This window comes from Pedobacter sp. (assembly GCF_041645105.1).
GTDB lineage: Bacteria > Bacteroidota > Bacteroidia > Sphingobacteriales > Sphingobacteriaceae > Pedobacter.
Genome location: NZ_JBAZQQ010000001.1, coordinates 952,554 through 966,460, shown reverse-complemented (window position 1 = coordinate 966,460; position 13,907 = coordinate 952,554). Strand labels below are relative to the sequence as shown.

Annotated in this window: 8 protein-coding genes; 1 reads left to right on the top strand and 7 read right to left on the bottom strand. The window is 37.4% G+C overall.

Translation table 11 applies throughout. The features are described from left to right. Nucleotides 1-90 precede the first annotated feature (90 nt). The 6 genes from WC623_RS04000 to WC623_RS03975 all read right to left on the bottom strand — a co-directional run bounded on the left by WC623_RS04000 (nucleotide 91) and on the right by WC623_RS03975 (nucleotide 10,844). A complete protein-coding gene (locus WC623_RS04000) occupies nucleotides 91-1,212 on the bottom strand; it encodes an alpha/beta hydrolase family protein (protein WP_372848222.1) in 1,122 nt (373 codons plus the stop codon). 8 nt (nucleotides 1,213-1,220) lie between these two features. Then, nucleotides 1,221-3,488 (bottom strand): heparinase II/III family protein, encoded by a 2,268-nt coding sequence (locus WC623_RS03995; RefSeq protein ID WP_372848221.1) that lies wholly within the window; start codon nucleotides 3,486-3,488, stop codon nucleotides 1,221-1,223. After that, entirely contained in the window at nucleotides 3,479-5,077 is a 1,599-nt protein-coding gene (locus tag WC623_RS03990) for a RagB/SusD family nutrient uptake outer membrane protein (RefSeq protein ID WP_372848220.1), read from the bottom strand. The genes WC623_RS03995 and WC623_RS03990 overlap by 10 nt, the downstream gene beginning before the upstream one ends. 20 nt (nucleotides 5,078-5,097) lie before the next feature. Beyond that, nucleotides 5,098-8,493, bottom strand: a complete 3,396-nt coding sequence (locus tag WC623_RS03985; RefSeq protein WP_372848219.1) for a TonB-dependent receptor — start codon at nucleotides 8,491-8,493, stop codon at nucleotides 5,098-5,100. Nucleotides 8,494-8,668: 175 nt separating this feature from the next. Next, nucleotides 8,669-9,646 (bottom strand): DUF5017 domain-containing protein, encoded by a 978-nt coding sequence (locus WC623_RS03980; RefSeq protein WP_372848218.1) that lies wholly within the window; start codon nucleotides 9,644-9,646, stop codon nucleotides 8,669-8,671. Between the two features lie 46 nt (nucleotides 9,647-9,692). After that, on the bottom strand, nucleotides 9,693-10,844 hold the full coding sequence (locus tag WC623_RS03975) for a FecR family protein (RefSeq protein ID WP_372848217.1): 1,152 nt from the start codon (nucleotides 10,842-10,844) through the stop codon (nucleotides 9,693-9,695). A gap of 229 nt (nucleotides 10,845-11,073) precedes the next feature. Between WC623_RS03975 and WC623_RS03970 the strand changes: the two genes are divergently transcribed. Next, nucleotides 11,074-11,640, top strand: a complete 567-nt coding sequence (locus WC623_RS03970) for an RNA polymerase sigma factor (protein ID WP_372848216.1) — start codon at nucleotides 11,074-11,076, stop codon at nucleotides 11,638-11,640. Here WC623_RS03970 and WC623_RS03965 read toward each other — a convergent pair. Continuing rightward, entirely contained in the window at nucleotides 11,635-13,659 is a 2,025-nt protein-coding gene (locus WC623_RS03965) for a hypothetical protein (RefSeq protein ID WP_372848215.1), read from the bottom strand. The two genes, WC623_RS03970 and WC623_RS03965, sit on opposite strands and share 6 nt — an antisense overlap. Nucleotides 13,660-13,907 lie beyond the last annotated feature (248 nt).

The following is a 13,907-nucleotide window of genomic DNA, read 5'->3' as shown; positions in this document are numbered from 1 at the left end:
GACTTCCTGTGAATGTGTTTTGTATGCTATACAAAGAAGTACAATGAGAAATTTGATAGCCGATTTGAACGTTTTAGTCATTTTATATATTTATTTAAGCCATTTGTTTAAAAATTTGATCCCTTGTTCCGGCATAGATTCATGCCCCCCTTCATGTAGGACGAGATCTATTTTATCTGGAATATTAAGCTTGATATAATCGGTCTTTGACTTGTTGTATTCTTCAAGCATTTTAGGCCAATTGGCAATGTTATCTTTCTTACCATGTTGTATCTGAATAGGCCTTGGACAGAGCATAGAAATAGCATCATAATCTGTAAATTCAGTTAGCCATCCTGTAAAAAATGCATTTTCTTCTTTAAGTAGGGCAAAGCTGCTATAGGATTTTGGGTCATTGACAGCCATTTTTTCCAGGCGATGATTGAACCAGCCTGCAATAATTCCTGTTTTAATTCTTGGTTCAAGAGGCATCCAGAACATAGTCGCCATACCACCATAAGATAGCCCCCACATACCAACACGCTCTTTATCAATTCCCGGTTCTTCCAGAATTACGTCAAGCATATTTTGCATTCTTGAAAATTCTATTCCTGGTAAACTGATATCTGCCAGACGTGATAAACGTTCAATGTTATTCCGCTTTTCTATACTTCTTAAGTTAAAGAGCGCAATAACGGCATAACCTGCTTTAACAAGTTCTGTAGCATAAGCATGATAGTTTGGTCCGTTTTCGAAGGTGGTTTCCGGGTAGCTGCCATTACCATGTTGTACAATAATAAGCGGTACTGGTTTGTTCTTTTTTGCTCCTTTTGGTAAAGCAAAGATCGCTTCAGCGGATATACCACCTAATGGTAATTCCACCCATTCTGCGTCAAGGTCACCAATTTTATAGGGTTTTCTTATTAATGGCCCGGTTTTCCTTAAAACCGGTGGTTTCAAGACTTTATTTCTCCATCTTTCTCTGTTTGGATCTACACTTCTTTCAAAAGCATATTGACTACTATAATCCTTGTTCCAGGCTTTGGCAGAGCGTTCAGGATACTCATTGATCAAGTAGTTTCTTAGGTAGGCTTCCAGCTTCTTTTCGTAATTATTCTGGCGCAACAGTTCATCATCTTTGCTTATGTATCGCGTGTAATCCTGTGCAAACAATGTTGACACGATTAATGCTAAGCATAAAGTGAGGTGGTATTTTAGAAGTTCGGGTTTCATTGTATGTTTTATGGTTGTGGTTCAATACTGTTTTTTAGTTCTCCATCGAATTTGATCGTACCGCTTGCCAAGGTTTGTTTTAACTTCAGGGAGAGGTTGTTGTGACGGTTAAATTTAAGTTCCCATTTTGTGCCAGCTGGGTCTGTTAACATTAAAATATCTTCATTAAGCCCCTTGATTAACCGGGTATTTATCATATTAGCAGGTTTGGCAGAAGCTGCCTGAAGCAAGTGTAGAAACCTTGTTTCCTGAACAGGGTTGGGTGGACTAACTTCTATTCTCCACTTTCCGGTAAGTTTTTGTTCTTTATCCCAATCGCTGCCTCCGGGTAATTCCCAGTTACGGCCAGAGGCTTCGAATTCTCTTCCTGGGCCGCCAATGACATTTGTATTCGCTTTTTCTGGCAACAAAGTGCGAACAAACAGGTGCCCGTCATGTTCGGTATACCAGGTTTTTGAATCTATTTGCATGGGCTTATTTTGAAAATGAAGGATAAACTCTTTGGTTTGATCTTCTTTAACAGAAGTTACACGGTCATAAATAACAAAAAGGTCTGGTTTAAGGTATACAAACTGACGGGTAACTTCTTTAGACTTTACTGCAGAATAGGCTTTTGTAGCATCACCTGCGGCATAAATAAAATCTTTTGTGCTTTGTAAGGCAATTGCCTTAGTATTGGTGTTGTTGTTTTGTCCGCCATGATTATAATAAATTTTACCATCAGGCTTATAGCTCCATGCTTTCCAGAAATGTGGCATTTCTTCTTTAGGCTCATGGATAAGTATGGTATTATGTGCCACACTTTGAGGCGCAAAATTGTGATGGTGATCGGTTTCAGTTCTGCTTCCTGCATCAAGGGCCAGGAAATTGTTTTTATATATAATAAAGCTTAATTCGTCGTAATGTTGATGGTTGGCATATTTAGAACCAAATCTAAAACTTGCATAGGTGTCGTGTTCAGCTTTTCCTGATCTCATCAGTAAAATACCAAAGCTATTGTTATAAAAATAACGGTTTCCAATAATTGGATCGGCTTTTATTGCATTCAGTTTCTCCGGATTAAAATTGCTAAGCAAAAAGGGTAAAAAGGGGAAAAGTTGAGTATTAATGATTCTTTTTTCTTTGGCGAGCCTGGATTGAAGTTCATAGCATATCTTCATCTTTTCAGGTTGCTTTTTGCTGTAGAAATGTATGGTTTGTGCAAGATGTGTATACATTTCATCCACAAACATGCTATTATTGCGGTGCTCAACATCTCCAATGCCATGAAATATCATTTTGTTGTTTTTGGTTACTTTAATAGCTGCCCAGTCAAACCAATTTCCATAATCCAGCATTTGTGTCCAACGTCCTGTAATATCTTCATTGAATGCAGATTGCCAGGTGTGCAGGAAATTGAAAGTAGTATATGGATAATTGATAAAAGAATAAGTAGGAGTAATGGTAGACAGAAGCCCCGATCCGGCAGAGATGTCATCACGCCAGTCCATCATATCTACAAACAGACCGGCTCCACGTCGTAACATTTTTTCAGCTAGGACATCATCAATACCATCCCCATATGCGGCTAAGCCTGCAAACCATTCTAAAGCCCCCTCTCCGTAGTTGCCATCTTTATGATTTCCAAGTGTTCTTCGAAACTTGAATCCACCACTGGGTTGCGCCAGTTTTATATAGTTTAAGATTGGTAAGAGTATTTCTTTGCGTTCGGTTTCGCTGAGGTCATTATAAAGCCAATCATAAGCGGTTAAAGCATTGATTCTAGTATTCCCTGTTAAATCTACCCATATTTCATTATCGGCACTCCATGAAAAAATATGATTAGCAAGCTTTAAATAACTTTTAGATTTTTGTAAGTATTCAGGTTTTTTGGTGATCAGGAAAGCTAGCGCTGCCTGGACAGCTTCATCTGCCCCGCTATAAGTAAAGGCATTCCTCGCCTGTAAACTGGCTTTTATAGGTTTTAATTTGCTGTTAGGACCATAGTTTGTAAACAACTCTGTTTTCAAGGTTACCGGCGCTTCTGCCGGTAACCCATCAACATATTTACAGAGCGCTTCGAATTCTGTCTTTAAATCTGTTTCAACACGTTGTTTTAAAATGTTTAATGATGTTTTATTGATAAACATCCTTGGATGACTTTTGTTAATCCTGCTAATCCACTGGCCGTTACTGAGTAATTGTGTTTTGTCTTGGCCAATGACCATTAGACTTGCAGATAGGAAGAAAAGTATCCCGGAAATACATTTTAAAACAAGGGTTTTACTTATCTCCATAATGGATGTTGGATTAGTTTTTTATTTAATTCTAATTCATAAGTAGGTGTGGGATAGATCGTATACTTACTGGATGCGTTTCTAAAAGTTAAGCTTTTCCAGCTTTCTGTAGGTAGTAAATCATTATTCATCTGGGCAAGTGTTTCTTTCATTGTCTCTACAAACATTCCCCAACGAATCAGATCTGCTCTTCGCAATGCTTCAAAACATAGTTCTCTGGATCTTTCATCTACTATAGCTTTAAAGAACTCGAATTTTCCCTTTCCAGGTGGTATATCATGAGCAGTATTATCATCATCATTATTCAATAAATGGCCAAAAGCTCTTCTTCTTACTAAATTAATGGCATCATATGCTTTTGTGGTTGGACCTCCATTTACTTCATTTTCAGCTTCTGCATACATTAACAATACATCCGCATAACGTAAAAGAGGGAAATTAATAGGTGTTTGTTGTTCTGCTTTTGGCAGTACAACTTCATATTCCCTTCTGTATTTGGCTGGGTAGCGACTATTTAGGTCTTTTGGGGCTGGATCAGGTAGTAAAATTTTCTCTCCTGTTGTAGCGTGATAATAAAAATTAGCAATGCTCCAGTCCTTTCTCAAGTCGTTCTTTTCATAAGTGTTGTACAGTTTGCTTGTAACCAGGATGCGTCCAAAGCCAAAACCTATTTTATTGGCCCCGGTGTTCCTGATCCCGATCCATGCGCCGACCCAACCTCCTTCTTGATTGACACCTGCATTGTTACCAAAAAACTCTACCTCCCAAATGCTTTCTTGATAATCATATTTATCAGCGGCGTATCGGATAAAAATATCGCTAAAGTCTGGATTTAACCTATGAGCTGCCTGGGTATCATCCATTACTTTTTTTGCCCAATAAGACGCTCGTTCAAATTTGCTAATGTCTTTAACTGGTTCACCTGCCATGTTTAAGCAAACTCTTGCTAATATTCCACGTACGGCAGATTTACTTATTCTACCACCAAACCCTATCTTTTGAATCGGATCAACCAGCTCCTCGGCTTTTTCCATATCTACTATAATCTGATCGTATACTTCTTTTTCTGTACTTTTAGGAATATCAATGTCATCCGGACTAGTTGTTGGTGTAAGTACCAGAGGTACGCCACCGAAATTCTGAACTAACAAAAAGTAATAATATCCTCTTAGAAATAAGGTTTCTCCACGGACACGATCTCTAAAACTTTCAGGTATTTCAGTGTTGCGGTCTATAGCTTGTAAAAATGAATTTGCCCGGGTAACACCAATGTAAAGGAAACGCCAAAAATCTCTGATTTCAGGGTCGTTTGCAGTATAATTGTGTACTGAAGGACCGGTAAGCGTAGCGTTAGAGTTATAAAAGCCCTCGTCGGCTTCAAAGTTATGTCTGCTGTGTAATTGTGCACCATATAATTTTGTCGAGCCTAACATATCATAAACTCCTGCCAAACCAAAATTTAAGTGTTCTTCATCTGTGTAATAGGTAGTTGGAGCGAAAAAATCTGTAGGCTCTGTGTCCAGAAACTTTTTACACGAACTTGCTGTAGTCAAAACAAGTAAGGTTAGAAAAAAATATATAAATCTCATTATCTTAAAGTTATGGTTGATTAAAATGTGGCATTAATTCCGAAGACAAAGCTTCTGGTGTGTGGATAAGCTGAATAATCCAGTCCTGGGGTTAAAACAGAATTTCTCACCGCAACTTCAGGATCAAAACCAGTATAATTGGTTAGTGTCCATAGGTTTTGCGCAGAAAAATTTACCCTCAAGTTGCTTATTAATAGAGGGTTGATAATATTCTTAGGTAGGTTGTATCCTACTGAAACTGTTTTTAATCTTAAGTAAGAGCCATCTTCTAGAACTCTTGTTGAGTTTCTGCCAACCGGACCAGCACCTGAAGTTCTGAAATAGGTATTGTTCTGATTCTCGGGTGTCCATCGGTTGCTATAGGATGCAAACTGGTTAAGGTCATATACATTGATTCCATTACCCTCAAAGATTAATCTGTTAGCATTGTAAATGGTATTTCCATAATTCCACTGCAAAAACAGATTCAAATCAAAATTTTTGTATGTGAAATTGTTATTGAAGCCTCCTGAATGAATTGGGAGAGACCTACCCATAAGGCCTTTATCCATGTCATTCACCGTTCCATCACCATTTACATCCATGTATTTTATATCACCAGGTTTTACATTTGCTCTTCCGCTGCCATTGTCAGCAATATCATCTTTAAGGACATATACGCCTGGAGAAGGTTCATTAAAATCAGCGTATTGGTAATTCCCTAACCATTGGTAACCATAAAACATACCTGCAGGCATCCCGACCTTAGAAAGGTATAATGACTCAGTGTAAGAGAAGTGGAATCCATTGTTTTTGAACATTTCATTCTGGTTTCTTGTTAGAGCGAGTATTTTATTTCTATTGAAACTGATGTTAAAGCTGCTTTCCCATGAAAAGTTTTTGGTTTTAATATTCTTTGTATTTATACTGATCTCTAATCCATCATTTTGTAATTCTCCTATATTCTCAAATACGTTAGGATAACCAGTTGCGTATGGTTTTTCCGCAAAAAGGAGCATGTCTTTCGTGGTACGTCTGTAAACGTCTACTACCAATTCAACACGGTTTTTGAAAAAACCTAAATCAAGCCCAATATCGGCCTGATGACCTGATTCCCATTTAAGTTTGTCATTACCCATTTCCGAAATAATAACTCCTTTTGTTGGCTCGGCATTTTCAAATGAGTATGCACTGGTAGCTGGGAATGCCAGTCTTTGTTGATAACTGAAATCACCTACCCTGTTATTGCCTGTAATACCATAGCTTGTCCGAAGCTTTGCAGCTGATATTACTTTTATTTTTTTCATGAAGTCTTCTTCACTAATATTCCAGGCGATTGCTCCTGAAGGGAAATAGCCCCATTTGTTTGCCGGAGGAAATTTTGAAGAGCCATCCATACGAAAGGTAGCGGTCAGATAGTATTTGGAATTAAAACTGTAGTTGGCGCGTCCAAAAAAAGAAGCCATAGTAGAGTTTGTACTACCTGCAATATTTTCCAATGGTTTACCCTCATCTAATCCAGACATACCCAGGTTTTCATTTGGAATTTTTATTACACTTAAGCCGTAATTTTTTGATTTGCTTTTTTGGGAAGAAAAACCCAGTAATCCATTTATTTTGTGTTTCTTGTTAAAAGTTCTGTTATAGGTTAGTGTATTTTCATTTGACCACGTTTCTGTGCTGAAATTAGCTACGCTTGCTTGCACGCCATTCTGGTTTTGAGGTATTTTTAATCCGCGAGGAGTTTTAGTGCTAAAAAAGCTCTCTGTTTCTCTGTCAACTGTGCTTATGTTTCCGGTGACTCTTAATACCAGATAAGGGTTAATGTTATAGCTCAAAAATGAATTGGCATTAAGTGATTTGAAGCCAGAAACCAAATAAGTGTTTTTTGCTTGTTTAACTGGGTTAACACGAACTTCATTCGGGTTATTCGGGTCTGCCTGGTCATCCAGGTCATCTCTTGTCAGATCAATATCTTCTCTTCCTGAGATAGGACGGTAACCGAATGCAGGGTAAAATATAGAGTTGGAATTTGTCGTTGCCCCACCGGCAAGTGTTGCAGCCTGAGCCCCATAGTTTTCAGTGAAAGCATAGTTAGCTGTAACACCTACTCTAAGTTTTTTACTTAAGTTATGGTCTAAAGACATTCTTGCTTGCCTTCTTTTAGAACCAGTATTGATGATTATGCCTTTTTGATTAAAAAGAGAACCGGATAAAGAATATCTGGTATCGGCATTCCCACCTCTTATAGCCATATCATACATCTGTGTCGGGCTGGTTTGAAAAAGACGGTCTTGCCAATTAATTCCCTCGACGCCATTATATGACTCCACATCTCTATTATTGGTAAAGTATCTGATTTTTGCAACTCCAGGGTTAAATTCCGCCTGATATTTTACAAACTCATAGGGATCCATAACATCAATTTTCTTTCTGATTTTCTGGAACCCAAAACTACTGTTAAAGCTAAGTTTGGGCTTACCTATCATACCCCTTTTTGTTTCAATAATGACAATGCCATTTGCCCCCCTGGAACCATATATTGCTGCGGAAGACGCATCTTTTAATATGTTTATTGTTTCAATTTCATTGGTGTTTAGACTGGAGGGATCAAAGTTTTCAACAGGGTAGCCATCTATAACATAAAGTGGGGAAGGATCCTGTGATAGAGAACCCGGACCTCTGATGACGATGTTTTGCATAGCGCCAGGCTGTCCATCACTTGAGGAAACACTGACTCCTGCAATACGGCCTGCAAGAGCCTGGGTAAAGGTAGTTACAGGAGCTTTGTTAAGATCCTCAAGGTTCACTTGCCCAACGGAACCTGTTAAATCTTTCTTGCTTACTGTTCCATAGCCTATAACTACTGTTTCGTCCAATGATTGGGCTGCTTGTTTAAGACTGATGTTAATCTGTTTTCTGTCGGCCACTTTAGTTTCTATAGTAACATATCCAATAGAGCTGAATATGAGTATAGCCTCTTTATTTGGAACGGTTATGTTATAATTACCTTGAACGTTAGATGATGTGCCTCCAGAAGCATTTTTAATGCGTATAGATACCCCTGGTATAGGGAGACCATTTTCGTCAGTAATTTTACCATTTATGGCAATAGTTTGCTGGGTAGGAGGAGCTGAAGGTATTGGCTTTCTGCTAACAACTATTGTTCTATTATTTATAACATAGTTAAATGGTTGATTGTTGAAACAGACGTTTAAGGCTTCTTTTAATGTGACATTTTTCAATTCCGCATGAATGGGTCTGGCTTCTTTCAGTAATTCAGAGCTTAGAAGAAAATTATATCCAGTCTGGACTTCAATTACTTTGATGACTTCTTGAAGACTGGCATTTTTTTTACTGAACGTTACCTTCTGAGCATAAGTTTCAGCTGAAACCTGCATTACTGTAGTAATCAAAATCAGGACTATTAGTCTCATAATGAGGAAATATTTTTTTGAACAAGCATTATTACAATAATGCAGTGCGGCATAAATTTTATACATTTAAACTCTGGTTTTTTTGGTTTGTACAGATCAATTCATAAGGCCATTTTGTTGCTCCTGGTATCTCTAGTACCAGGAGCTTTTTATGGCAATTACTTAATAATAGAGGTTAATCAGTAACGGTTACGTCAACGGTCTTGATCATGTTTGAAAATGTACCATCAAGATTCTTCTGTTTTACAATAAAATACGCTTTATATACACCTGATTCTGAATATACCTGTGTATAGGAAATAAGTTTGGTTCCTCCTGGAGATTTAATGGGTATCGGTTTATCACCTCCAGTCTCAACTGGCATGGGATAAATTGCTTTACTGACTACCCAGTGCTCTGTACCTGCAGGTGCATTTCTGTTTCCAAGTAAATAGAAGCGGTCTGCCGCCGACCAGGTGTACGTACCTTTTGTAGTCATATTTTGTTGAATTTCTATCAAACCTGAAGTGGTCTGATTGCTGAGTTCAACGGACTTATCATTTGTTACTTTATTTTTAAAACTAATTGCTTGTGCATAACAATAATATGGTAAATGCACTGAAGGGCTAGTTGGATTAAAGCTATTTACATATTTGAATGCAAAATACAGGGGCTTTCCTGGAACTACGTAATTAGATAAGTCTAATGTGCCCGAAGCCGTCCATTTATTGGCAACTGTTGGATAGGTGAAATCAATAGATGTCCAGGTTGAATTTGTGAGATCCGAATAAGAAGGTATTGGACCAGGATTATAGTCGTTAGATACCAAAAAATGAAAGTTTTTTAAAATCGGAAGAGGATTGATCAATGTGTTGAATGATATCGTAGGACTGTTAAAAACACCATCAATAACTCTGCTGTCTTTATATTCATATTGACGTAAGTACTCACCGGAATAGAAGTCTATAGACTCGGTATCTCCGGTAAAATAAAACCTCACCTGTTCTCCTTTCTTATAAGTGTCATTACTTATAGTTACGTTAAATGGCTCAAAATTGCCGGCAACTTCTTCTTTTGGTGTTGGCATTGCCAAGGGAATAAATTCAATTTCTTTATTGCAGGAGGTGGTGGATAAAACTACTCCTGATAAAAATAAGGTCAAGATTCTTCTCATACGCGGTTAGTATAATGGTTAGGGTTTGGTTAATTTGAGAGCGTTATTAAGTCGTTACTATGATTTTTTTTCTCTTTGTTTTGTTATCTGTTTGGATTTTAAAATGAACAATTCCTGTTAATTCCATATTTTTTAATAATTCTGATAAATCGTCTGAGCGGGAAACTTTACCATAGAATTTCTTGTCTTGAACATCGTCTTCATATTCAATATCTACATCATACCATCGTTCAACCTGCTCCATAATGCTTTTCAGTTCTTTGTTATGGAAAACAAAGTAGCCATTTTTCCAGCCTGTAACAGATTCCAGATCTGCTTGTTCTATTTTAAATCGGCCGTCATTTTGTGTTAATCCAGATTCTCCCGGTTTTAGAACGACTGACTGTGTTTTATTTTTCAATTGTACAGAGCCTTCAACTAAAGTTGTATTTACATCATCGTACGCTTCTACGTTGAAGTGCGTACCTAATACCTTTATTTCTGTGCCTTTTACAGAAATGCTAAAAGGACTGTTTTTATTTTTAGCAACCTCAAAATATGCTTCACCAGATAGTGTCACTTTGCGGGTATTTCCTTTAAATACTACAGGGAAACTTAATGATGATTCGGAGTTTAGCCATACTTTTGTTCCATCAGGTAATACAATTTGATATTCGCCTCCTCTGGGTATAGTAATTAAATTTTGTTCGACAGCATAACTTTGAGATACTCCACTCGTATTGTATACCAGTTTCCCATTTGACTCTTTGGAAATTACTGATTGACCTTGATTGGTTAGGATACCATTAGAGGCGTTGTCAAGAATAAGTCGAGAGCCATCACCAAGAGTAAGTACAGCTTTATTACTGCCGGAATTCATCTTTGTTTGCGAGGCTAATACTTTCTCTTGCTTATTTATTTTAGGGGAAGTCCAGAATAAGTAGGCTCCGATAGATAAAATACCAATAAGTGCTGCGGCAGCTGTGAAGGGATGTTTATACCAACTCAACTTAGGAGGCTGTGTATTGTCAATACTTTTCTTGAGTTGCTGATAAATGCGTGCATTTCTCTCTTTGTCTTTCTGGTTATCATGGACCTCAAGAAAATGAAAGTTTAAAGAATAATTATCCTGGTATGTGTCCAGAAGTTTTTGCTCTTCAGCTGTGCAAATACCTTTCAGGTATTTTTCATAAAGCAAAATATATTCTTCTTTCGTCATGGCTAAATTTTGTTTAATAAGTTTGGGAGCGATTTTGTTGTGCTATAAGAGTAGTGCTATTTTTAATCTGCTACACACATACTTTTCTAAAAAAAATATCCTGGTAAAAATTACTTCGGTATCATTAATAGAATTATGATAGTTATATGTACTTAATTAGCTGGTTTAAAAATATTCGAAATTTCTTTTAATCAATTTAAAATGTAATTTAGGCTCAAATCGTTTTAGAATGATCGCAGATGAAAACCTATGGCTAAAGATTAAAAATGATGACGAAAAATCATTTGCCATCCTTTTTTCGCGCTATTCATCTATAATATTTAATAATGTTTATTCCTATCTACAAGATAGGGAGGTCTGTGAGCAAATTGTTCATGATGTATTTTTATCACTTTGGAAAAACCGAAAAACACTGATTATAAAATCATTTAAGGCTTATACAATTTCTGCAAGCAGATATATTGTTTATAAGCATATCGTGGCAAATAGGAAATCAAATCTTAGTTATGAAGAAGATCTATCAATATATTCCGGTCCTTCTTCCGAAAATGCAGGCTATTATAATTTGGCCTATACAGATCTTGAAGAAGAACTGCATCACCATCTTGATAGACTTCCCAAAAGATGTAGAGAGATTTTTCTAATGAGCCGGAAGAACTTATTAAACAATGATGAGATTGCGCTGAAATTGGGAATCTCAAAACGCGCTGTAGAAAATCAAATCACCTATGCTTTAAAGTATCTTCGCGGCTCCTTAAAGGATATTTCTATCCTGTTAATTTTGATTGGATTATAGATTATAACTCCATAAGTTTATACCTCTTTGGAAATATAGTTCTCCGTTTATTCCCAAAGTCAGACAAACCCCTCCACTGCTAGAGATTGTAGTTTTTGCTTTGGTTGTTGGATCTAATTCAAATAATTCTCCATAAGCTAAACCAAAGATTCTTCCAGTTGGGTGCATTACCATAGATGCATTTCTCCAAACAGTGGTGTTTTTTGTGGCCTGACTAACTTGAAACAAATCATGAGTTGAATCTACTACGCCAGTAACTGGGTCAAAGATAAAGAGCGTGCCATCAGCCATACCCCAAATTTTACCATTTGGTCCTTGCATCAATGCTGTTATCGCTTTAGCTCCGGTTACAGGAACAATTTCAAAAGTTTTAATTTTGGTAACAGGGTTCCATCCAAAAAGTTTAGCTTGGGTTTGCGTTGGTTGAATGCCCAATCCACCCCAAACGGAAGTTCCTCCTATAATTGTACTGTTTGCATAGTTTAGGCTAACTATAGATTGATCCAGTACAATGTTTGCGTAACTGATGATCTTGTCATCACTTGAATTATATTCTATTAGTGAACCGCCCAGAATTCCATACCCGGGTACTGTACCAAAGAACATTTTTCCAAGTGTAGGGACGCTTACGTTGCCAAATGGCCTGTCCTGACCAGTAACGCTTCCTATTAATTTAGGGTTAGCGCTTGTCATAGACCATGGGTTATTGCTATTATAGCGATAGATTTTTGCACCCCCATATATGCCAAAAAATACCTGATCTCCTTGGAAGCTTATACTTTCTGCCTGTGGTAGCCCATTATAGTTAACTGTAGTCCCAGTTGCAGGATTGTAAAGTCCGTTGCTTCCGATTGGGTAGCCACTTGTCCATACTTTGCCATCTGGTCCAGCGGCCGTAGTTTGTATTTGGATTGGTAAAGGGGGAATATTCAAATTTGTGGAGGTCGTTGAGCCATTACTTACATTGACTTTAACTATTTTCATTTCGGGGTTGAGCAATGTTAATTCTTGATTTCCAGACCAATATCTGGCCAGTGAATTTTTGGTGCTGCTTACAAGAACCGGAACTGCTGTGGGTTGAGTAATTTCATATGATAGTAAACTAGATGATGTACTGTAATATATTTTTTGGTTAGTGGGTGATTTAATAGCAGTGTTTGCTATTGCTGTAGGTATATTTTTTTCAAATAGACCCGTTTGAATATTATAGACCAAAGTTTTATTGTTACTTGGTGTTCCTGTTATAGAGGCTAATAAGCGGTCGCCCCCTGTTAACCCTGTAATTACTTTTAAGTAGTAAACAAATCCTGTAAGGCCTCTATCTTGAGCTGGTAGCATTTCTCGCTTTTGTCCGGTTCTTGGATTTAATTCGATCAAGCCAGTATGTGAACCTACTCCCGCATAGACCATATCAGTTGGTTCATGGTATTCCACACTTCTTACATAATTCTCTCCGGTTATTAATGCTCCTGACCCTACATCTGTGAAACCACTACTTGGATGGTAACGATATACCCTACAACCTGGGTAGGTACCTATAAAGATTTCCCCATTTTTACCTGTAGCAAGGTCCCATAGGTAAGTTTCTGTGGCTGCAGGTTTTCCTATAGTTGTTACAGTTTGAGTAGTCTGGTCATAACGGAGGAGAATTCCTTGATTGCTGGCAATGTATACGCTATTGTCTGTCGCTACTGTCATTGACCAGGAGCCAGTAACGCCCGTTAAAGGTAAGTTTACAGCAAGACTGGCTGTTGTCCCATTGTAGCCAATTAATCTAGCTGGAGACCCGGTTTGAATGGTGTAAAACCAGCTATTGCTGGCATTGTCTGTTGCATGTGTACTTCCGTTGATGGAAGACTCGAATACTTGAGGGCCAAGATTAACCAAGCCAGCTAAAGTTTGGCTAGCAGCCAGCGATGTCGTTACTGGTTTATTGAGGATCTCTTTTTCAAGGGATGTACAGTGTACGTTTAATACAGCAATACATAAATAACTGAGGTTTTTTAAAGTCCTGTGCATAAGTTTTAATTTGGTTAAGGGATTAGAATATAGTTATATGTGCTAATTTTATTCTACAACACACATACTTTTTTGAAAAAAATCTATGGCACAAGACAAAGATTTTAAAACAAAAAAATCCTCGTTACCTGACGATAACGAGGATAATCATCCCTATTGTTTTGTTAAAATTCATAAATGAACGCTAACGTGAATACTTAGACAATTAATAGGCCGTTTTTTAAAAGATTTCTCTTTATAAGATAATC

What these genes read in the sequence shown, in the direction of transcription:
- WC623_RS04000 (WP_372848222.1), bottom strand. Translation starts at nt 1,212, where the DNA reads ATGAAACCCGAACTTCTAAAATACCACCTCACTTTATGCTTAGCATTA.
- WC623_RS03995 (WP_372848221.1), bottom strand. Translation starts at nt 3,488, where the DNA reads ATGGAGATAAGTAAAACCCTTGTTTTAAAATGTATTTCCGGGATACTT.
- WC623_RS03990 (WP_372848220.1), bottom strand. Translation starts at nt 5,077, where the DNA reads ATGAGATTTATATATTTTTTTCTAACCTTACTTGTTTTGACTACAGCA.
- WC623_RS03985 (WP_372848219.1), bottom strand. Translation starts at nt 8,493, where the DNA reads ATGAGACTAATAGTCCTGATTTTGATTACTACAGTAATGCAGGTTTCA.
- WC623_RS03980 (WP_372848218.1), bottom strand. Translation starts at nt 9,646, where the DNA reads ATGAGAAGAATCTTGACCTTATTTTTATCAGGAGTAGTTTTATCCACC.
- WC623_RS03975 (WP_372848217.1), bottom strand. Translation starts at nt 10,844, where the DNA reads ATGACGAAAGAAGAATATATTTTGCTTTATGAAAAATACCTGAAAGGT.
- WC623_RS03970 (WP_372848216.1), top strand. Translation starts at nt 11,074, where the DNA reads ATGATCGCAGATGAAAACCTATGGCTAAAGATTAAAAATGATGACGAA.
- WC623_RS03965 (WP_372848215.1), bottom strand. Translation starts at nt 13,659, where the DNA reads ATGCACAGGACTTTAAAAAACCTCAGTTATTTATGTATTGCTGTATTA.